This is a genomic window from Sporosarcina sp. SAFN-015, assembly GCF_059415085.1.
The window spans coordinates 212,323-231,932 of the sequence record NZ_JBPFDR010000005.1 but is presented as its reverse complement, the minus strand read 5'-3'; the positions used below and the strand labels follow the sequence as shown (position 1 = coordinate 231,932).

Sequence of the window (19,610 nt, the reverse complement as noted above, 5' to 3'; positions counted from 1 at the left end):
TTTTTTATTCGCCTCGTCTGTACTGAGTTTCTTTCCAAGCATTTTGCTCATTCGGTACTCGGCTTTTATCCTCGAAGACATTTTCGGTTTTCTGGTTTTGCACTTTCAACTGTTCTTTTTCTTTCTGCAACTGTTCAGGGGTCTTTTCATTTTCCTTCATCATATCTATCCCTCCTTATCGAGGGATAGTATGGACGGAAAAATTTCCATCATTCATAGACATGGAATGTCATCAGCTCGTGGATCATTTTTTTGACGTTTTCTTCGTCGGTTGGCGTTTCGCCAGTCCATTCAATAGTGCCGTCTGGCTTATAGTCTCCCGTGAAACGTTCGTTTTTATAAAAAAAGGAAAACGTCCATCCAGGCAAGCTGCCGCCTGCAAACATCGGTTTATAGCTAAAATGCTGAAGCAATTGAATCGCTCCTTTCATAGACAAGCGCCCATCCGCATAAAGTGTACAAAAGACGCGAAAGGGTGCTGACGTGTTTGTTGATAAATTAAAGCAGGCAATCGAAGGTGAGTACAAGGATTATTACTTTTACAAGTCCATGTATGAGAAAACGGATGATCCTCTTTGGCGGGACTTCATCCAGCATGCATATGAGGATGAAAAAAGCCATTATGAAATGTTTCAACAACTCTATTATATGATGACTGGGACGTTTGTACAAAATCCAAAGAAACCAATTCCATGCTACAATTTCAAACAATGTGTCAAACAGGCACTCGTTGGTGAATTGGATGGCGTAGAGACGTATAAAGAAATGTTATTGACGATTCCTTTTCAGCAAGCGTACAATCCTTTGTTCATCGCCATGCATGACGAAATGGAGCACGCGATCCGGATGTCGACAATCTATAATTCATTATGAATCAAAAACACGAGACCATCTAGTTATGATGATCCCGTGTTTTTTACATACAACGATACTCTTCCTTCCATAGTCTATTTTTGAATACCTGTATGATAAGTTTGAAATATTTTGCATTTCCTATATTATTAGACTGAAATGTCTTTAAATTTATTTTGCTGAAAAAGGATGAATGGAAAAAAGGAAAGGATATGACTTTATGAACGTTTGGGCCTGGATTGGAATGTTAGGTATTATAATTCTTACACCTTTGTCATTACTTAAAAAAGAGAATCGAACGAAAGAGGAAATCAGGAAAGTGGTCGTGATGGAGATAATTGCGCTAACAATTATTATCGCGGTCCTCTTGTTTAATGTGAATTATCTTCTTGCAATTGTTGTCGGTTTTATTGTGATGATTGTATTCAATAAAAAAACGTATACAAAGAAGAGATTAATAACTTATGGCGCAATTATTCTTGTTATAGGAATTGCAGTCAGTTATGTATTTCGAGATAATCCGGATTATGTTTTAAATCATTTAATAGAAAATCCGCAAACGACGTCTTTTTACTTAGCGGAAAATGGCGTTGAATTAATCACTTATCAATCGGATGTCGTCCGGCCATTAGCAAGCACAGTAAAGATGTTGATTGCTGTCGAGTATGCAATGCAAATAGATGAAGGGGTTTTGGATAAAGATCGGTCTGTGCCATTGGATGAGTTATCCCGTTATTATGCAAAAGGAACGGATGGCAATGCACATGTAGAGTGGCTTAAAGCGATGGAAGGCGAAGGGAAAGTTGTAGAAAATAAAGTAACGCTGCATGACGTTGCAAAAGGAATGGTGACGTATAGCTCCAATGCCAATACAGATTATCTAATAAATTTGCTTAGAGCAGATGCTATCAATGAGCGGGCAATATCGCTCGGGCTTACTAGGCATGAAGAAGTATATCCGATTGTTGGTGCGCTCTTAATTCCGGAATACTGGAAAAGTGAATCAATGAACAACGAGGAACTAATTAGAGGGCTTGAAGCGATACCGATTGATGAATATCGAGAGTTAGCGATGCATTTAAGTACTCAGCTGAAGGAAGAGGTGATCAAGATTGAAGATTATACATTTGATTTGCCTTTAAAGGTACAAAAAGTATGGTCGGATCGTCTAATTGGTGCATCAGCTAATAATTATGGGGAATTATTGGCGGTAGTTTCGAATGAGCAGCTTCCTGAGAAAGCTGCTGAGACAGCAAGGGATTTACTTGAGTGGCCAATGCAACTAAACGTAGGCAACAAGAAGCGTTTTGTTCATCTTGGGGCAAAAGGCGGATCGACTGCATTTATAGTAAACGATGCAATGTACGCAGAAAATCATAATGGGGATAAAATTGAAATGGTGATCTTCACCGATGACTTAAGCCTTTGGCAAGGAATGCTCATTCGAAACAATCTTAATTCGTTTGAATCCAAATTACTTGGTAATGAGGAATATCGTCTAAAGATTGTGAAAGAACTCTCCGATTTGTAATGAACCAAAAAAGCCAGCATCGAAGTGATGTTGGCTTTCGTTTACTATATTTCTAACTGTTGTTGAAAGTAAGCTGCAGCTTCCAGCATCCGCGGCCCGTACCAAAACATTTCTCCGTCAACGAGGACTGGTTCGGTTTCCGGCATCATATCCATAAACTCTTTGAAATGTTTTTCTTTAAACGGAAAGGGTTCTGATGCGAGCAATACATAATCCAATTTCGCATTTTGAAAATCGTCGGCTGTAATGGCGGGATATCTTCCTTCCGCTTCGGTAAATGGATTGACGAATCCCATCTTTTCTAATAACGAGTTGATGTATGTATCTTTCCCGACGACCATATACGGTTTTCTCCAAATGACGTAGCCAATGCGCTTACTAGATGCTTTTGGCAAGGAGGCGAATTGGTGTTGGATAGAGTTAATTAACTTCGCCGCAGCAGCATCCCGATCCGTCAAAGTTCCGATTTCCTCAATCATCACGTATGCATCATCTACTGATTGAACTTCGGCGACGTACACAGGGAAGAATTTCTCCAGTTGCTCTACAATTTCTTTCGTATTTTCCTCTTTTTCAACGATGATGAGATCCGGTCGAACATCTTGGATTGCCTCCAGTTTGATGTCCTTTGTGCCTGCAACAGCAGGTACATTTTCGACTATTCCTTTCGGGTAGATGCAAAATCGTGTCCGGCCAACAATCTTCTCTTCAAGGTCAAGTGCAAACAACGTATCAGTAATGCCCGGACATAAAGAAACGATTCGTTTTGGAGGAAAGGGAAAAGTAACACTTCGTCCGACACGGTCTACAACAGTTTTATTCAAAACTTTGCTTCATTCCTTTCATACGAAGAATTTTGCCGCTTCTTTGGCAACCTCTTCAGGGGCTTTCAAGGACAAAGGTTCTCCATGCAAGTAATTGAAAACATTCATATCGCTTGTTTCAAGCATCCCGATTGTCATTCGTGGAATCAGCCGGACATGAACTTTCTCGGATGTCTGCTTGTTCACTGGGATGAATAACGCAGCATTGAAGCTTGCCAATCCAACTTCTTTGAAATAGCTGAAGAAACGGAGAAGGCTTTTTGCAAGATCATCATAGCTGTCAGCAGTCAATTCATTGAAAGAATCCGCTTCGAAAACTCCGATAAAGTCGCAATGGCTCTTAGGAGCATAAGCGTGCATCCAGTTGATGCCGCCTTCATTTCCGATCCAGCGTTCGTTCAGCTTGTTTTCTTCATTAACAAGTGAAGTAAAGTAGTTCCTTCCTTCATTTTCATAAAAAGCAAGGCTGTTTGACGTCACGGTTGCCTGATAATTCGTCGGCTCCTCCGACGCCAAAACATGGATATGTGGATGAAGGATGCTGCCTCCTGAGGGTGGCAAGTAATTCCAATTGACAGAGACGTACTCGGTATTTTCATCAAACTCCAGCACTTTTTGGATATATTGATGAGCGGCTTTAAAAGCATCCGAAATAAGAGCTTCAGTAAATTCCTCAAGCTTCACATAATGTTGATTGGACATACGGACGACAGCATTATGCTTGCTGTAAGGAAAGAGATTCGGAAAGACAACCGCTTCTTTTCCAACGAATCGTCCACCTTCCACAAGTTCATCAGGAAAACGAGGCGTGATTTTGGATACATTTTCAGCGCAAAAAGGACATTTTTCGCCTTCCGTAACCTTGGCAAGCTCTGAATAATCCTTTGGCACGAATGGGGCACCCGGATCGAAAATGATCCGTGACGTTTCACCGGTTAACGGATCGAATCTAATTTCTGTTTTTCTGTCAATCAACTTCCCGTCTTGCATCGGATCATGGAATGTGAAAAATTCTTCACGTTTGCGAAATGAAATTGGCATCGTCATACTCCCCCTTAAAAACATCTTTCTTCCATTCTATCGTTGACTGACAGAAAAGTCAGCCGGTTGCTTATCGAAATGTCGTAATCACACGCCCTTTTCCATTTTTAACTGACACTCGTCCTTGAGCCCCATTCACGAATGTAATTTGAGGGGGGACGTGCCCTACATCAGCGTCGTATACGACCGGCAATCCAATCATCTCTTTTAATCTTTCCATTGAATCCAATACAGTAAATCCACCGACTTCTTGACCAGCAGGAGAGCGGCCGAAGATAATTCCCGCGGCATTGTCAAACCATCCTGCATAGGCGAACTGAAGCATTGATCTATGAAAATCAGTAGCGTTCATCTCGCAGTTCTCGAAATACCATAAAATCGGCTCGTCGTTCAAGAAGTTCTTCTGAAATGAAGCGATATCGCCATAAGGAGTTCCAACGAGATGACGGATCGTATCAATGCAACCGCCTAAAAAGCGTCCTTCCAATTCAATCGTTTCTGTTCCAATCGTCTTCCATGCTGTCGAAGAATCGAGTTTATATACATAAGGATCATTCGGAGCATCATGCTGCCATTTGGATTGAAACTTTTCAGATGAGTGTTGTTCAATAATTGATCCTTCAGAAGCTTGTAGTACATTCATGAACTGGCTTGCGACAGGTTCCCATTCATCACTGCGCAATTCTACGAAGTTTGGTCCATGCGCAGTCGCAATTCCCGTTTTGACAGTCATCGCAAATAGGAAGGTGCTCATATCCGAATAGCCTAAAATCCACTTCGGGTCAATTTTGTCCCAATCGATAAATGGCAATATTTCTAATAGGATTTCTCCACCCCATGGAGGGATGATTGCGTTTATGTCCGGATTGTTGAACATTTCCATTAGCTTCGCTGCACGGACTTCTTTAGTTGCTGAAGCAGCCTTGTATTGCGTCCAAACCGTATCATCGACATGTACATTGAACCCTCTTTTTTCAAACTGGTGTTTTGCATGATGGACAAGATGGTGAAGACTTTCGTCAACTCCGGACGAAGGAGCTGTCACGCCGATCGTGTCTCCTTGTTGCAATGGTCTTGGATAGCGGATCATAAGAATCACTCCATTTTCTTTCATAATATATGGTAAGATAATTGTATAGTAGTTTATCAAGAATTCTCTAAATTGTCCCGAACTATTTACAGAGGGGGGAAAAGGGCTTGTTGAAATATAAAAAGATGTTTGGATTGAGTGTCATCCTTTCAGTGGCTTCAGCGTTTATACTTCCGGGGAATGAAAATGGATTCGGATGGCCATTTGCATGGATGGAATACCATGGGCACTCCTCAATTACATTTGGATCGGAGCTATTTCAACCGAATAATTTCGGAGCTGTTTTCTTCGACCTATGGAATTTAGTATTCGGGGCATTACTAATTTACATTGTCCTTTTATTGATTTACAAAGGTCTGAATAAATTAAATATAGATGCAGAGATAGGGGAAAAGTGAAGATGATTAAGTCTGCGAAATTGTACACAAATAATATAAAAGCATTACGGCGTTTTTACGTAAATATATTGGAGCTCGATATGACCGAGTCGACATCGGAACAGTTTACAGTGAGAATCGGCGAATCTTATCTTACTTTTACTCAGACAGACAAACCGGCCTTTTATCATTTTGCTATCAATATTCCGGGGAATCAGTTCTCGATGATGAAATATTGGATCACGGATCGTATCACATTGAACCGCGAAGAAGGGAGAGACGAAGTCTATTTCCCAAGCTTTGATGCGGATTCAATGTATTTTGAAGACCCAGCCGGCAATATTGTTGAATTGATCGGTCGTAGGAAACGTGATCTTTTTGGAGACCTGACAAAAGAATCGTTCTTAAATATTAGTGAAATCGGCATCACAACCCCTCATGTTGTCGAAGTAGGCGATGAGTTGCAGGACCTTGGGATTCCGTTACGCAATGGAACCGAAGTGGAGCCAAATGAACTGAACTTCCTCGGACGCGGAGACACCTTCATCGTCCTTGTTCCGCCAGGCCGCCGCTGGTATTTTTCAAAGAAGGTAGCGGAAGCATATCCGCTTGAACTTACTTGGAATGATGCGCATATTAAATTGAACGGGGAAGGGAACCTTTCTATTGAATAACTGAGGAAAGCCGATTGCATCTTCAGCAATCGGCTTGATTTATGTTATGAGCTGGATTAATAGATCACTCACGCGGATTTATGATCACCTACCACGAAAATCCTCTCCATCATATCGTATGCTTTTTCCAATTGAACTCCTTCTGTTATAATGGAAACCGAACGAAATGGAAATAAGGTGAAGCGATGGATTTCATATGGACGTTATTGTTTATGGCTTTCATTGGGGCATTGATAGGTGCCTTTACGAATCATTTGGCGATTAAAATGCTGTTCAGACCCCATGAAGCGAAATATATCGGAAACTGGCGGCTTCCTTTTACGCCGGGGTTAATTCCAAAACGGCGTGACGAACTTGCCGTGCAATTAGGGAGGACGGTCACGAACTATTTAGTGACGCCCGATGTATTGAGAAATAAATTATTGACGCCAGAAATGGAAAGAAAAGCAGAAGCATTCCTCCAGAAAAAGATTGAGGATCATGTACTTCATTCGGACAAGACGTTGCATGATTGGCTTCACGTGGCGGGTGCGAACGATGTTGTTGAGAAAGCTGAGCGTAAAATCGAGTCTCTCTTAGACGCCCAGCTTTTGAGCGTCCGTACAAAATTGACGTCGGGCACGATTGAAGAGGTTGTACCAATGGAATGGCAGGAACGGGCGAAAGCACAAATTCCTGTCATGACAAACTATGTCCTGAAGCGATCCGAGCAGTTTGTGGATTCGTATGAGGGTAAGGTCATGTTCCAGAAATTGATCAATGACTTTCTTGAGTCAAAAGGGACGTTCGGCGGCATGTTGAACATGCTTTTCGGCGATTCCAACTCACTCGTTGAGAAGGTGCAGCGGGAAGCATTGAAATTCATCAATGCGCCAGGAACTTACAATCTCTTGCATTCTGTTATCGATAAGGAATTTGAGAAGCTGCAAAAACGGCCAATGGAAGAACTGCTTGCAGGGTTTAATTGGGATGGACTGTTCACTTCCGTCAAAGCATATGCTAACAAGGAACTTGCGCTAGATGCCCGGTTGAATAAAACAATCCGGGATTATTGGCCAAATGGTTCCGAATGGACGGCAGAAAATTTGACGCCAAAAGTTACACAGTTCGCTTTTGATCAAGCGCAAAAGCAGTTAGAGGAATCTTTGAAAAAACTGAAGCTCGATCAAATTGTCAAAGAGCAAGTCGATACATTCCCGGTAGCTGTCCTGGAAGATCTCGTCCTTGGCATTTCCAAGCGGGAATTCAAAATGATTACGATCCTGGGCGGGTTTTTAGGCGGTCTCATCGGGATTGTGCAAGGGTTAATCGTCTTGCTTACTAACTAAGGGGGAATAGAGGATGACTATTAATATTTATGACGACTTGAACAAATTGGAGTCTACACTTCGGAAGACAGACGAATTTGCAGAGGTGAAAAACGCGATTGAGGAAGTAAAGAATGATGAGCAGGCGCTTGAGTTGTTCAAAAGCTTCCGTAAAATCCAAATGACGCTTCAGCAAAAGCAGATGCAAGGCGAAGAGATTGCACATGAAGAATTGGAATATGCGCAAAAAACGGCTCAATTGGCTCAGCAAAACGAAAAGATTATGCAAATGCTGCAAGCGGAAATGAAACTGAGCGGCCTAATTGAAGAAGTGAACCGTGTTTTAATGAAACCGGTTCAAGAAATGTATGAATCCATGCAATAAAACCGGCCTAGCCGGTTTTTTTGTGTTATTATTTCAGGGAGTCGAAACGATAACAGAAAGATGGAGTAACCATGCAAAAAATAATTTTAACAAAATCATTCGAACAAGATTGGATACGGATGTTCACCCATCTCGCCAACCTCTTCTTCGAACAATCTAAAGTCATCACAGATTCAAAAGAAGAAGGCATACTTGTCGATTTATCCATAAATAAAGACAGTGAAACAATACGGGGCAGCGCCCATTTAACCTACGATGGCAATGAATTCAGCGCGACGTTTACTGAACAAGTAACAATGGACAATTCTGAAACCGAGACGCGTCAGTTGAAAAGGGTTTATTCCCACGTATTCCTCGAAGTATTGGAACAACTTACTGGAATGAAACAATCTTGGGGCATCCTAACCGGGATTCGTCCAATGAAACTTTTCCATAAATACCGCCAACAAGGACATGATATCGAAGCGGCAAAGCGCCTATTAATGGAGAAGCACCGGATTTCTGAAGAGAAAAGTGAGCTTTTAGCGACGATTGAAAACGTTCAGCTACAGGCAATCCCTGATTTGCATCAAATCCAAAACGATGTGAGCATTTACATCGGCATTCCGTTTTGCCCAACAAAATGTGCATACTGTACGTTCCCGGCTTACGCAATTCATCGGAAAAATGGCCGCGTCGAATCTTTCCTTGACGGGTTGCATGAAGAAATCCGTGAGATCGGGAAATGGTTGACAGAACGGGATATCAAGATCACGACAATTTATTTTGGCGGAGGAACGCCGACTTCCATCGAAGCAGACGAAATGGATGCTCTTTATAAGACGATGTATGATTCATTCCCTCATATGAATGAAGTGAGGGAAGTAACCGTCGAAGCGGGTCGGCCAGACACAATTACCCCTGCTAAAATCGATGTGCTGAAAAAATGGGGCATCGACAGGATCAGCGTCAATCCGCAATCATATACAGATGAGACGTTGAAGGCGATCGGAAGGCACCATTCCGTCCAAGAAACGATCGATAAGTTCTGGCTGTCGCGAAATATGGGAATGAAAAACATTAATATGGACCTTATTATCGGCTTGCCGAATGAAGGGCTCGAAGAATTCCGCCATTCGTTAGACGAAACAGAAAAGATGCAGCCGGAATCGCTGACAGTTCATACGCTTTCATTCAAACGGGCTTCCGAGATGACGCGGAATAAAGAGAAATATAAAGTGGCGGATCGGGAAACGGTTGAACAGATGATGCAGATGGGTGAGCGTTGGACGAAGGATAATGGTTATGTTCCGTATTATCTGTATCGACAAAAAAACATTCTCGGCAATTTGGAAAATGTCGGATATGCGAAACCTGGCGAAGAGAGCCTATACAACATCATTATTATGGAAGAAGTGCAAACGATCATCGGAATCGGCTGTGGAGCGTCAAGTAAATTCATGGATCCTGCTACCGGCAAAATTACGCAATTCCAAAATCCGAAAGACCCTGCTGCGTATATCCTTACATTTGAAGAGTATATCGATAAGAAGATCGAACATCTTGAAAGAATCTTTCCTGAAGTAAGTTATAGCTGAATAGTAAAAATTTAGACCTTAGTAATTTTCGAATGCTAAGGTTTTTATTTGAATAAAGAGGGTATAGCAAGACAGTTATCGAATTAAGTAGTGAATAGCAATTCATAAATGAAGGGGTGGGACATTTATGTACACTACAATAAAACTTTCAATAGATGGCCGGCTTGCCAGATTGATGTTGCATCGTCCACAGTCCATGAATGCAATGGATGATGTGATGATGAAGGAAATTGGGGATGCATTTGAATCATTGAAATCTAATCAAGACGTTCAAGTGCTGATCATTCAAGGTGATGGAAAAGCATTTTCAGCTGGCGGGGATATAAAGAAAATGGTTGACCCAGACTCTCCAATGGATATTGAGAAAGTGATGGTCGATGTATCGCGTTTGGCAAAAGCGTTATACGAACTGCCGCAAATTACGATTGCTTCAATTCACGGTGCTGCAGCTGGGCTCGGTTTTAGTATGGCGCTCGGTTGTGATTTCATCGTAGCTGAGGAGAGTAGTAAACTTGCAATGAATTTTATCGGTATCGGGCTTGTACCTGATGGTGCCGGCCATTTCTTCCTAAAAGAACGGATTGGAGTGCCGAAAGCGAAGCAGCTAATTTGGTCGGGTGAAGTGATGAATGCTGGAGTAGCTATGGAGAGAGGGCTCGTCGATCAAGTCGTTCCGGACGGTACTGCCGGACAAGCTACTGAAGCGCTTGTTGAAAAGTTTCTATCAGCTCCAATCGCGGCAATGCTTGCTTCCAAAAAGATATTACATGAGCAGAAAATTGCTGAGTTGGAAAATGTATTGCGAATGGAAAGCGAAATGCAAGTGGCGATGCGAAAAACAAAGGATCATTTGGAAGGAATTAAGGCATTTGTAGATAAAAGAAAACCGGTCTTTATAGGAGAATAATTTTTCGGACAGCTGTTGTCCTTTGTATTTTGGATGACAACTGTCACTACATAGAGACATGAACTCATCGGAGGGAAGTTATGACAAGCTCAATTAATTTTGAAGTGAATAAATTTATTAAAGAAAATGGGGAGCATTTTGAAGAAGAATTATTGAAAGAGGCGTCGACTGTAAGGGAAAAAATTAATGAAATCCTCGAAGTCGGGAATATTGATTTAATTAATAATGCACATAAACTTGTCTCCTATACGATGGAATCGAGAATGGAAGAACTTCAGCAATTCGCAAAAGGAGAAGGAATTGCTTGGGCAACTTATTCATTGACACTAGCGTTTAAATTGGAGTGGGTCCAAGCTATCCGGAGGACAGTTTGGACATTCGTTCAAAAATTTATCGAGGTTAGGGAAGTCGAAATCGACTTTTTTCACATGGAGAAACAAATTAATATATCTATCGATAAATTCCTGAACACATTTTTCATTAGTTATTCTGAATATAAGGATGAACTCTTGAAGGCACAAAGGGAACTCGTTGAGAATCTATCGGTGCCTATCATCCCGATTACCCCTACTGTTTGCATTCTTCCTATTATAGGTTCGATCGATTATTACAGGTCGAAAGTAATGGAAGAGAAGGTGTTGATGGAAGTTGGCAGATTGCACACTCAAACGTTGCTGATGGACCTATCTGGGATAGCGGTCATGGAAGCGGAAGTGATTGATCAGTTAAAGAAGATCATTGATGGGGTAGCCATGATGGGATGCACAACAGCAATTACAGGATTACGACCAGATGTCGTCCGAAGCATGGTACGTCTTGGTGTCCAATTTGAAAGGAACACACAAATGGTTGGAACACTGCAACAAGCACTGAGAATTTATTTCACAAATTAAAGGACTTACTCCCCTAGAGGAGTAAGTCCTTTTGTTTTGTATTTATCCGCTGTGTCGCGCCATGTGAAATAGCCTCTTTCCACTGCCGCTATTAACAATTCAGCAGTCGCAATATTCGTTGCGAGCGGTATTCCATAAACATCACAAAGACGCAGTAATGCACTGACGTCAGGCTCATGGGGCTGGGCGGTCAAAGGGTCACGGAAGAATAGGATTAGATCCAACTTTCCGGTAGCAACCATGGCACCAATCTGCTGGTCGCCTCCTAACGGTCCTGACATCATCCGGTTAACATGAAGATCAGTTTCCTGCATAATCCGTTTTCCAGTTGTACCAGTTGCATACAACTCATATTTTGAAAATACATGTTCATATGCAATCGTGAAATTCACCATTTCATCTTTTTTCTGATCGTGTGCAATGAGTGCAATATTCAAGTGGAGCACCTCCATACTGTGGCTTGCACCTTTAACATATCATAGGGGCATAATCGAAGCCAAATCTTATAAATGGTTTTACCAATTCTTATTATACGTGAAACAGCAATAGTTTCCCTGCTGGTGAAGCGAGGCGATGCGTTTGTTCAAGGAGATTTTTTTCTTCGAGCAAAGCATGGCCTTTTTCTTTTGCCGAATCATCGTTATCTGCCGTGAATGTTTCCTCTGTAATTAACTGTCCTGTTTTTTCATAAGCCGTCAATTTATAAGTTCTCAACCTAATCACCCTTCCGTCCTTTTCTCCATTATACTATGAACGCTTCAGAAATGAATAGCTATTCATTCCGAAAACGAATTGTAAAGGTTGCTTGACATTCTGCATATAGTAAAGTAACCTTTACGTAAAGCAACCTTTACAATGAAAGGGGGAGCATGTAACTGAATAACGTGATTAAGGAATTGCGAACGTCGATGGGTTGGACGCAGGATGATCTTGCGGAAAAGTTAGAAGTGTCAAGGCAAACAATCATCTCTCTGGAAAAAGGAAGATATAATCCATCGTTGATTTTAGCATTTAAAATTGCGAAGCTCTTTAATTGCCGTATTGAAGATATTTTTCAACCGGAGGAGGTTTGAAGATGTACGAAGGATTTGATATTTGGGCGTTTTTGGCGGGCTTGCCGCTCGGGCTAGTTATATGGGGAATTGTGCATTATTTAATGTGGAAAAAAGGAAAGAAGGAGCGGTTATTTGATGAAAGGTATACAAACCTTCATCGACACGCGAGATCGATTTCATGGAAGGTAATGACCGTAGCTATTTTACTTGCTTGGATCATCGTCATGATTGTTGAAGGAGCAAAATTGGCGTTTTTTATCTTAACTGGGCTGTGGGTTATTCACATGCTCTCCTGGATGGTAGGGGCAGCGATTGTGAACAAACATCATTAATGGGAGAGGGGGGGAACTATGGTTCCATCAATTGAAAGTATATCAGGATTTATAACAGGGGCGGGAATCGTACTATTGATCGCCTTCCTTTATTTCAAAAAGGGAAAGAAAGAACGCCGCTTTGATGAAAGATATCAGGAGGTTCACGGGAAAGCGAGAACACTGTCATGGTCAATTACACTTATTGCGCTTATGTTGATGTGGGTAGGAGCACTTATTTTCGAAGGTCCGAAATTGGCCTATCTCCTACTGTCATCAGCATATGGAGTGATGCTCATTTCATATTGTATCGGGGTCCTAATAATGAATAAGCGGATGTAGCGAAACTATTATTCAATGAAACACGTAAATGAATAAAGCCTGAAAAGGGAAGGGAGAAACAAATGGCATTACAAATCGAAAATGTAACAAAGCGGTTCGGGGATTTCACTGCTGTTGACCAATTGAATCTTACGGTGGAAAAAGGTTCTATGTACGGATTCCTTGGAGCGAACGGGGCTGGTAAAACGACTACGTTCCGCATGATTTTAGGGTTATTGAATGCGAATGAAGGACATATCACTTGGAACAATAAAACAATTTCCTATGATACAAGTCCGGAAATTGGCTATTTGCCGGAGGAACGAGGACTTTATCCGAAGATGAAAGTGGAAGACCAGCTAATTTTCCTCGGTGAATTGAGGGGAATGAAGAAGGCGGATGCAAAGAAGGCAATTGATTATTGGCTCGATCGGTTCGAAGTGTCGCAAAATAAGAATAAAAAAGTGGAGGAGCTATCGAAAGGGAATCAACAGAAAATACAAGTCATCGCAGCATTAATGCATGACCCGAAGCTCCTTATCCTCGACGAGCCATTTTCTGGACTCGACCCGGTAAACGTGGAAATGTTGAAGAAGGCAATCACCGATTTCAGAAATAACGGAGCGACCATCCTTTTCTCCAGTCACAGGATGGACCATGTGGAAGAATTATGTGAGAAGCTTAGCATCATCCATCATGGTAAGCAGGTCGTGAGCGGCTCGTTGCGGGATGTGAAACGGTCATTCGGCAGACAAAATGTACGAATCCGTTCTGATTATGATTTGAAGAACCTCGATAATGTTCCGGGCGTCATTTCCGTCGCTCATTCCGTTGAAGGCGCTGTCTTCCAGATCGAGGAGGAAGAAGTGGCGACCGATTTGTTGACAGCTGCATTGCAAGCCGGTCCGATCCGCCACTTTGAAATCGAAGAGCCTTCCTTGCAAGACATTTTTATCGCAAAGGTGGGGAAAGAATATGCGTGAGTTTTGGATCGTTTTTAAACAAGCATTTGCGTCAAAGGCAAAATCAAAGTCTTTTATTATAACAACCGTAATTATGATAGCCGCAATATTTTTATTAGCAAACATATCAAAAATTATTGATACAGTTCAGGAAGTGACAGGAGCAGGTGATTCACAGAATGCCCTACAAGTCGTAGATTCAAGCGGGATGCTCGTCGATAGGCTGCAATTGCAGTTAGCAGACGATATCTCTATCGAAGCGACCGACGAATCGGAAAAGAATCTTGAGGAGAAAGTGTCGTCCGGGGAAATCGATTCATTCCTTAGCCTCTCAGTCGATGATGGAGGAATTATCCATGCGAAGTATACGACGATGAGCATGATGGATTTTTCATTCCCGATGCGTATACAAGATGCATTGCAATCAATCCAAACAGAAATGAAGGCAGAAGAGCTTTCCCTTTCAAGTGCACAAGTTCAAACTTTGTTTACTCCAATTCAGTTTGACCAGAAAAACGTCTCGCCTTCCGCAAAATCGGAAGAGGAGCTGAATCAGGCGAGAGTTCTCGTTTATGTTCTCATGTTCGTCATCTATATGGCAGTCATCATGTATGCGAGCATGATTGCGATGGATGTCGCGAATGAAAAATCTTCAAGGGTAATGGAAATCCTTATTTCAAGCATTTCACCTGTAAAGCATATGTTTGCGAAAGTGTTAGGAATTGGATCATTAGGGATTCTTCAAATTATCATTTACGGAGTGACAGGCTACATCGCATTGAAAACGTCCGCGACGGAAGTACCTGGAGGGTTTTCGGATTTCTTCAGCATGAAAGATGTAAGTATAAGCACATTGGTGTATGCGGCAGTATTCTTCGTGCTCGGATACTTCCTCTATGCAACTCTTGCTGCTTTACTAGGTTCGTTGGTGAGCAGGGCAGAAGATGTCCAGCAAATGATTATGCCGATGACGATGCTTATTGTCCTAGCATTCATCATATCCGCAACGGGCTTGGGCAACCCTGAACTCGGCTATGTGACATACTCTTCATACTTCCCATTCTTTGCTCCGCTCGTCATGTTTTTGCGGGTAGGTATGCTCGATTTGCCGATGTGGGAACCGTTGCTTTCAATCGCCATTATGTTATTGACGATATTTGTTCTCGGCTGGTTCGGTGCGCGTGTGTACCGTGGCGGAGTCCTTATGTATGGACCTTCACGTTCATTGAAGGACATTAAAAAAGCGATCCAGTTAGGGAAAGAATAATGACAAGCCGTTTTTCGTCGAAATAATCGACGGAAAGCGGCTTTTTCATGAAATATTTTCTAATCTGCTTTCACGTATGGTAAAATTAGAACAAATATTCGTGAGGAAGGGAAGATGCTTCTTGTCTACAATCCGTTTTATACATACGGCAGATTTGCATCTCGACAGTCCGTTCAAAGGGATGACAGGACTGCCACCGGCACGGTTGAATGAACTGCGGGAAAGCACATTCACTGCTTTCAACCGACTCATTGACTATGCGGTCGAATCTTCGCCGGATTTCATATTAATCGTTGGAGATATTTATGACGGAGAAGATCGCAGCTTGCGGGCTCAGAGGAAATTCCAAGAAGGGATGGAAAAGCTCCATAAAGCAGGGATTCCTGTCTATATCACTTATGGAAATCATGATCATCTAAGTGGGAATTGGACCCGTTTTGAACTGCCGCCGAATGTCCATGAATTTTTAGGTGAGGTAGAAGAAGTGTCATTGACGGTAAGAGGGCAGGAGGTCGTGATCCATGGCTTCAGTTATCCAAACAGATATGTTAAAGAGGAAATGGTCAGCAAATACCCAACCGCTTCAAACAATCAATCATTCCATATTGGGCTGTTGCACGGAAGTCTCGCCGGAAACGAAACACATGCTGTCTACTCGCCTTTTACAATCTCGGATTTACAGTCAAAGCATTATGATTATTGGGCTTTAGGCCATATCCATCTCCGTCAGCAATTATCGGACAACCCTCCGATCGTCTATCCTGGGAATATTCAAGGACGTCACCGGAATGAATCAGGGGAAAAAGGGTTTTACGAAGTGGAGCTCAGTAAAACGGATGCAGTCCTATCATTCATCACGACTTCAGCCGTCCATTTCGGACGTATTCAAATCCCTTGTGCACAGATTACACATGCGAATGAATTCCTCACTGTTTGCGAGGAGGCATTGCTTTCATTCGCTTCGGAACATGGGCCTGCCGTCGTCGATGTTGAAATCTTGCATCTTGACGAGGAAACCTCCGCTTTTTTTGCACAGACAGCGGAAGATATATGGCTGGATGCCATACGTGAATTGATGGAAGGCGATGAACCGTTTGTATGGGTTCAGCGATTGACAAGTATCTATGCTCTCCATAAACAGGAAAACAATTCGCTCGTAGAATCTGTACTTGGACAAGTTGACAATTGGTCGACTGAACAGTGGAAACAAGTGCTGGAAGACGTTTATCAGCATGTGCGTACTACAAAATACCTCGACCCGTTAACAGAACAAGATATCCACGACTTACGGAATGATGTTGAGAATCTCCTGTTGAATGAGTTGCCTACGATGTTGGAGGTGAATCGGTGAAAATTAAAAAGTTGGTCATTTATGGCTTCGGAAAGCATGAAAACAAAACGATAGAATTCAGTGATGGCATAAATGTACTCTACGGCCATAATGAAGCGGGCAAGACGACGATCCAGCAATTCATTATGCAAACGCTTTTCGAATTTCCCCAAAAGAATAGTGCACAGATTCGATATGAACCGAAAGCGGGCGGTAAATTTGGCGGTCAAGTCCATCTGCACGATGATCTGTATGGAAACTGCATCATTGAGCGCGTGCAAGGAAAATCAGCGGGAGACGTTACCGTATATTTCGAGGATGGCACACAAGGCGGGGAAGAAGCTGTCAAAGCAATCGTAAGGCAGTACGACCGCGCCTCATTCGAATCAATTTTCTCTTTTTCTCTTCTTCAGTTGCAAGGCTTCGAGCGGATGGATGAAACCGAGTTAAGTAGGACGCTCCTCTCCTCGGGTACAACTGGCGTCGATACATTATTACGTGTTGAAAAAAAGATGGAGAAGGAGATGGGGGATTTATTTAAAAAATCCGGTCGCAATCCGGAAATGAATGCCCGAGCCAGCGAATTGAAGGAAATGGAGAAAGAGCTGAAAAGCGCACAGGAGCGGATTTCAGCATACGCTCCGAAAACGAAACGTATCCATGAACTTGAAAGGGAATGGGACGAAGCTAAACGAGCGTATGATTCATTGCGGGAGCAATATCGGGATCTGGAAGTAGATCTTCAATTATTACCGTTGAAGGAGAGGAAAATAAAACTCTCACGCAGACTGGAGGAAGTCCGTACTAACACTTTTCCAGCTGATGGAATTCGTCGCTTTGAAATGATTACTAGCAGACTGACAGAGATGGAAGCGAAGAAACGTGGTTTGGAAGCTGAAATAACGGCGCTGGCAGAGAAGGTGCCGGATAATCCTAGCCCGGAAAGGATCGCAAATTTTGAACGTTTGCTTGCGCGTGAGCCGGAGTGGCATGAATGGCGTTCGACAATCAGTGCGCTCCGCGAAAATATGGCACAGTTAAAAGTGAAAAGACTTCGCCTACTGGACCGTTTAGGCTTAGGTAAAGCAGATACTGTGCTGCATGTGGACGTTTCGATTCATAAAGAAGAACAGTTATATGAACAACTGCAGAGAGCGGATGCTATGAATCAGCAAATCGGCTTTATGGATAGGCAGCTTTCCCAATTAGAGAATGAATTGCGGGACATTCGAAATGAACAGCTCACATTGCAAAAGAACTCTCCTTCAGAAGTGGAGAGGAAGAAAGCGGAAGAGTGGCCATCCATTCGAAATCGGCTGGCCGAAGCGAAAGCGTTTATTCAAATGGGACAGTCAAGCAGGGAAGACGGCAATTCAACAATGCTTATGATTTTGCTCATAGTGGCGGCCGCATTGTCCGTTGTAGGGCTTTTTAGTGACCAGTGGATCGTCGTCGGACTTGGTGCGGTTCTTGCTGTGCTTGCTGTCATTGCAAAGCTTGGGAAACGCAGCGGTCAGCCGTCCCAAAAAGATATGGAAATGAAGCGGTTCGTCGATGCTTACGCCGGACAAGAAGCGATGATGGAAGCTATTGTTGAAAAGGTACGGGAATACGAAGAGAAGCAAAGTAGGCTGACAGAAGCCGCACAAGCAACTGAACGGAAAATGGGAATGATTGAGGAAGAGTATGGAGTTATCATGCAAGAAAAAGAACAGCTAGATACATCTTTAAGCGGATTCTTTCTTGCATATGGATTACGGAAAATACCGAACTCTGGAATCCTTCACGAGTTTTTTAGCATGGTCCGATCGTTGCAGGAAATGGAACGCGAGTTGGAAGACAATGAGCGCAGGTCGGAAGCGATCCAAGAGGAGATTCGCTTGAGGTACTCAGAAATAGAAAGTCTTTTATCGAAGGAAGTTCCGGAGTCATCGATCTACGATCAATTGCGCTCGGCTTACATTTCATTAAAAGAGAAGTCGCAATCATTTAAAACGACCACTCGTAGGATTGAAGAAATCAAAATACAAAAGCAAGAGGCGGAAGAGTTGCTATCTTCGTTAAGCAGTCAGCAACAAGAATTGTTCGGAGATGCCGGCGTAGAGACGGAAGAGCAATATTACAAAGCTTATGCGGCATTTCAGGAAACACTCACTTTGACGCAGCAAATCGATGATATTAATTCCCAACTCTCAATGCATGACGTGACAGAGAAAGAGCTTGGACGTCCGGAAGGCGAACTTCGGGAAAAACTCCATAAGATTGAAAAGCGCCTTTCTGGACTGGAAGAAGAGATGAATTCGTTAGTGAAAGAAAAAACCGCCTTGGAAGTTGAAACGGAGAAGTTGTTAACCGACGATTCTTATCAACGGAAACAGCAACTATTTGAAATGAAGAAAGCGGAGTTTGCCGAGCTTGCGAAACAATGGTCAGTCCGCCAAGCGATTGTCGCTGCAATCAGTGGCATGATGGAGGAATTAAAGGAGAAAAAGCTGCCTGAAGTGCTGAACAAAGCGGAAAATATATTCAATGAACTGACGGGCGGTGCCTATATATCTCTCGTATTATCGGAGAATGGTTTATTCCAAGCTGTTGCTCAAAACGGAATCCGTTACCCGATCATTGAACTGAGCCAGGCGACAAAGGAGCAGGCATATATCGCGTTGCGATTGTCATTGGCTAGCGCCAAAGAGGAAACAGCTCCATTTCCACTATTGTTGGATGATCCTTTTGTCCACTTTGACGAAACGAGATTTTCACGTATGATGGAAATTATGGAACGGCTTAGCACGAAGCATCAGTTCATCTACTTCACGTGTCATGATAAGATAGTAGAATACTGGACGAATGCAACGATTATTAACGTTTCCGAGATGGGAAGCGCCAAGGGGGCGATGACAAGGTGA

General features: G+C 42.6%; 23 protein-coding genes. 16 read left to right on the top strand and 7 right to left on the bottom strand.

From position 1 onward, the window contains the following. Positions 1 to 4: 4 nt before the first annotated feature. Both ACR65H_RS11310 and ACR65H_RS11305 read right to left on the bottom strand, forming a co-directional pair. On the bottom strand, positions 5 to 163 hold the full coding sequence (locus ACR65H_RS11310) for a hypothetical protein (RefSeq protein WP_440500362.1): 159 nt from the start codon (positions 161 to 163) through the stop codon (positions 5 to 7). Positions 164 to 209: 46 nt separating this feature from the next. After that, positions 210 to 413 carry a YheE family protein gene (locus tag ACR65H_RS11305; RefSeq protein ID WP_060204273.1) on the bottom strand — a complete coding sequence of 68 codons (204 nt, stop codon included), beginning with the start codon at positions 411 to 413 and terminating at the stop codon, positions 210 to 212. Positions 414 to 483: 70 nt separating this feature from the next. Here ACR65H_RS11305 and ACR65H_RS11300 point away from each other — a divergent pair, with 70 nt between their 5' ends. Together ACR65H_RS11300 and ACR65H_RS11295 are read left to right on the top strand one after the other, a co-directional pair. Further along, positions 484 to 873, top strand: coding sequence for a ferritin-like domain-containing protein (locus ACR65H_RS11300; protein ID WP_440500361.1), 390 nt, complete (start codon positions 484 to 486; stop codon positions 871 to 873). A 172-nt stretch (positions 874 to 1,045) separates the two neighbouring features. Then, positions 1,046 to 2,383: a serine hydrolase gene (locus ACR65H_RS11295; protein ID WP_440500360.1), complete on the top strand. Its 1,338-nt coding sequence runs from the start codon at positions 1,046 to 1,048 to the stop codon at positions 2,381 to 2,383. A 44-nt stretch (positions 2,384 to 2,427) separates the two neighbouring features. Here the strand turns inward: ACR65H_RS11295 and ACR65H_RS11290 are convergent, their stop codons facing one another. The 3 genes from ACR65H_RS11290 to ACR65H_RS11280 all read right to left on the bottom strand — a co-directional run bounded on the left by ACR65H_RS11290 (position 2,428) and on the right by ACR65H_RS11280 (position 5,338). Then, positions 2,428 to 3,207 (bottom strand): helical backbone metal receptor, encoded by a 780-nt coding sequence (locus ACR65H_RS11290; protein WP_440500359.1) that lies wholly within the window; start codon positions 3,205 to 3,207, stop codon positions 2,428 to 2,430. 18 nt (positions 3,208 to 3,225) lie between these two features. Further along, positions 3,226 to 4,248 carry a hypothetical protein gene (locus tag ACR65H_RS11285; RefSeq protein WP_440500358.1) on the bottom strand — a complete coding sequence of 341 codons (1,023 nt, stop codon included), beginning with the start codon at positions 4,246 to 4,248 and terminating at the stop codon, positions 3,226 to 3,228. A 70-nt stretch (positions 4,249 to 4,318) separates the two neighbouring features. Further along, entirely contained in the window at positions 4,319 to 5,338 is a 1,020-nt protein-coding gene (locus tag ACR65H_RS11280; protein ID WP_440500356.1) for a S66 family peptidase, read from the bottom strand. A 107-nt stretch (positions 5,339 to 5,445) separates the two neighbouring features. Here ACR65H_RS11280 and ACR65H_RS11275 point away from each other — a divergent pair, with 107 nt between their 5' ends. The 7 genes from ACR65H_RS11275 to ACR65H_RS11245 all read left to right on the top strand — a co-directional run bounded on the left by ACR65H_RS11275 (position 5,446) and on the right by ACR65H_RS11245 (position 11,458). Beyond that, complete coding sequence (locus tag ACR65H_RS11275) at positions 5,446 to 5,736, top strand: hypothetical protein (protein ID WP_440500354.1); 291 nt, start codon at positions 5,446 to 5,448, stop codon at positions 5,734 to 5,736. 2 nt (positions 5,737 to 5,738) lie between these two features. Beyond that, the gene (locus tag ACR65H_RS11270) at positions 5,739 to 6,389 is read left to right on the top strand and encodes a glyoxalase (RefSeq protein ID WP_440500353.1); all 651 of its coding nucleotides are present in this window, start codon (positions 5,739 to 5,741) and stop codon (positions 6,387 to 6,389) included. 185 nt (positions 6,390 to 6,574) lie between these two features. Then, positions 6,575 to 7,717, top strand: coding sequence for a DUF445 domain-containing protein (locus ACR65H_RS11265; protein ID WP_440500351.1), 1,143 nt, complete (start codon positions 6,575 to 6,577; stop codon positions 7,715 to 7,717). A gap of 13 nt (positions 7,718 to 7,730) precedes the next feature. After that, complete coding sequence (locus ACR65H_RS11260; RefSeq protein ID WP_440500350.1) at positions 7,731 to 8,081, top strand: YlbF family regulator; 351 nt, start codon at positions 7,731 to 7,733, stop codon at positions 8,079 to 8,081. Positions 8,082 to 8,152: 71 nt separating this feature from the next. Continuing rightward, positions 8,153 to 9,658: a coproporphyrinogen III oxidase gene (locus ACR65H_RS11255; RefSeq protein ID WP_440500349.1), complete on the top strand. Its 1,506-nt coding sequence runs from the start codon at positions 8,153 to 8,155 to the stop codon at positions 9,656 to 9,658. Between the two features lie 127 nt (positions 9,659 to 9,785). After that, a complete protein-coding gene (locus ACR65H_RS11250) occupies positions 9,786 to 10,565 on the top strand; it encodes an enoyl-CoA hydratase (protein WP_440500348.1) in 780 nt (259 codons plus the stop codon). A gap of 80 nt (positions 10,566 to 10,645) precedes the next feature. Next, on the top strand, positions 10,646 to 11,458 hold the full coding sequence (locus ACR65H_RS11245) for an STAS domain-containing protein (RefSeq protein WP_440500347.1): 813 nt from the start codon (positions 10,646 to 10,648) through the stop codon (positions 11,456 to 11,458). A gap of 5 nt (positions 11,459 to 11,463) precedes the next feature. Here the strand turns inward: ACR65H_RS11245 and mgsA are convergent, their stop codons facing one another. Further along, complete coding sequence (gene mgsA, locus ACR65H_RS11240) at positions 11,464 to 11,910, bottom strand: methylglyoxal synthase (RefSeq protein WP_440500345.1); 447 nt, start codon at positions 11,908 to 11,910, stop codon at positions 11,464 to 11,466. Between the two features lie 76 nt (positions 11,911 to 11,986). Beyond that, positions 11,987 to 12,172 carry a YhzD family protein gene (locus ACR65H_RS11235; protein ID WP_440500343.1) on the bottom strand — a complete coding sequence of 62 codons (186 nt, stop codon included), beginning with the start codon at positions 12,170 to 12,172 and terminating at the stop codon, positions 11,987 to 11,989. A gap of 161 nt (positions 12,173 to 12,333) precedes the next feature. Between ACR65H_RS11235 and ACR65H_RS11230 the strand changes: the two genes are divergently transcribed. The 7 genes from ACR65H_RS11230 (at position 12,334) to ACR65H_RS11200 (ending at position 19,610) form a co-directional block, all read left to right on the top strand. Further along, a complete protein-coding gene (locus ACR65H_RS11230) occupies positions 12,334 to 12,531 on the top strand; it encodes a helix-turn-helix transcriptional regulator (RefSeq protein WP_440500391.1) in 198 nt (65 codons plus the stop codon). A 2-nt stretch (positions 12,532 to 12,533) separates the two neighbouring features. Then, entirely contained in the window at positions 12,534 to 12,845 is a 312-nt protein-coding gene (locus tag ACR65H_RS11225) for a hypothetical protein (protein ID WP_440500342.1), read from the top strand. 18 nt (positions 12,846 to 12,863) lie between these two features. Then, positions 12,864 to 13,166, top strand: a complete 303-nt coding sequence (locus ACR65H_RS11220) for a DUF2178 domain-containing protein (RefSeq protein WP_440500340.1) — start codon at positions 12,864 to 12,866, stop codon at positions 13,164 to 13,166. Positions 13,167 to 13,228: 62 nt separating this feature from the next. Continuing rightward, a complete protein-coding gene (locus ACR65H_RS11215) occupies positions 13,229 to 14,128 on the top strand; it encodes an ABC transporter ATP-binding protein (protein WP_440500339.1) in 900 nt (299 codons plus the stop codon). Beyond that, positions 14,121 to 15,374 (top strand): ABC transporter permease, encoded by a 1,254-nt coding sequence (locus ACR65H_RS11210; protein ID WP_440500338.1) that lies wholly within the window; start codon positions 14,121 to 14,123, stop codon positions 15,372 to 15,374. Before ACR65H_RS11215 ends, ACR65H_RS11210 begins: the two co-directional genes overlap by 8 nt. Before the next feature lie 121 nt (positions 15,375 to 15,495). Continuing rightward, a complete protein-coding gene (locus ACR65H_RS11205) occupies positions 15,496 to 16,725 on the top strand; it encodes a metallophosphoesterase family protein (protein WP_440500336.1) in 1,230 nt (409 codons plus the stop codon). Continuing rightward, entirely contained in the window at positions 16,722 to 19,610 is a 2,889-nt protein-coding gene (locus tag ACR65H_RS11200) for an ATP-binding protein (protein WP_440500335.1), read from the top strand. Before ACR65H_RS11205 ends, ACR65H_RS11200 begins: the two co-directional genes overlap by 4 nt.

Excerpts from the sequence above, each read along its gene's own strand:
- ACR65H_RS11310 (WP_440500362.1), bottom strand. The coding sequence starts at position 163 with ATGATGAAGGAAAATGAAAAGACCCCTGAACAGTTGCAGAAAGAAAAA.
- ACR65H_RS11295 (WP_440500360.1), top strand. The coding sequence starts at position 1,046 with ATGGAAAAAAGGAAAGGATATGACTTTATGAACGTTTGGGCCTGGATT.
- ACR65H_RS11285 (WP_440500358.1), bottom strand. The coding sequence starts at position 4,248 with ATGCCAATTTCATTTCGCAAACGTGAAGAATTTTTCACATTCCATGAT.
- ACR65H_RS11280 (WP_440500356.1), bottom strand. The coding sequence starts at position 5,338 with ATGATCCGCTATCCAAGACCATTGCAACAAGGAGACACGATCGGCGTG.
- ACR65H_RS11270 (WP_440500353.1), top strand. The coding sequence starts at position 5,739 with ATGATTAAGTCTGCGAAATTGTACACAAATAATATAAAAGCATTACGG.
- ACR65H_RS11265 (WP_440500351.1), top strand. The coding sequence starts at position 6,575 with ATGGATTTCATATGGACGTTATTGTTTATGGCTTTCATTGGGGCATTG.
- ACR65H_RS11260 (WP_440500350.1), top strand. The coding sequence starts at position 7,731 with ATGACTATTAATATTTATGACGACTTGAACAAATTGGAGTCTACACTT.
- ACR65H_RS11255 (WP_440500349.1), top strand. The coding sequence starts at position 8,153 with ATGCAAAAAATAATTTTAACAAAATCATTCGAACAAGATTGGATACGG.
- ACR65H_RS11250 (WP_440500348.1), top strand. The coding sequence starts at position 9,786 with ATGTACACTACAATAAAACTTTCAATAGATGGCCGGCTTGCCAGATTG.
- ACR65H_RS11245 (WP_440500347.1), top strand. The coding sequence starts at position 10,646 with ATGACAAGCTCAATTAATTTTGAAGTGAATAAATTTATTAAAGAAAAT.
- mgsA (WP_440500345.1), bottom strand. The coding sequence starts at position 11,910 with ATGGAGGTGCTCCACTTGAATATTGCACTCATTGCACACGATCAGAAA.
- ACR65H_RS11225 (WP_440500342.1), top strand. The coding sequence starts at position 12,534 with ATGTACGAAGGATTTGATATTTGGGCGTTTTTGGCGGGCTTGCCGCTC.
- ACR65H_RS11220 (WP_440500340.1), top strand. The coding sequence starts at position 12,864 with ATGGTTCCATCAATTGAAAGTATATCAGGATTTATAACAGGGGCGGGA.
- ACR65H_RS11215 (WP_440500339.1), top strand. The coding sequence starts at position 13,229 with ATGGCATTACAAATCGAAAATGTAACAAAGCGGTTCGGGGATTTCACT.
- ACR65H_RS11210 (WP_440500338.1), top strand. The coding sequence starts at position 14,121 with ATGCGTGAGTTTTGGATCGTTTTTAAACAAGCATTTGCGTCAAAGGCA.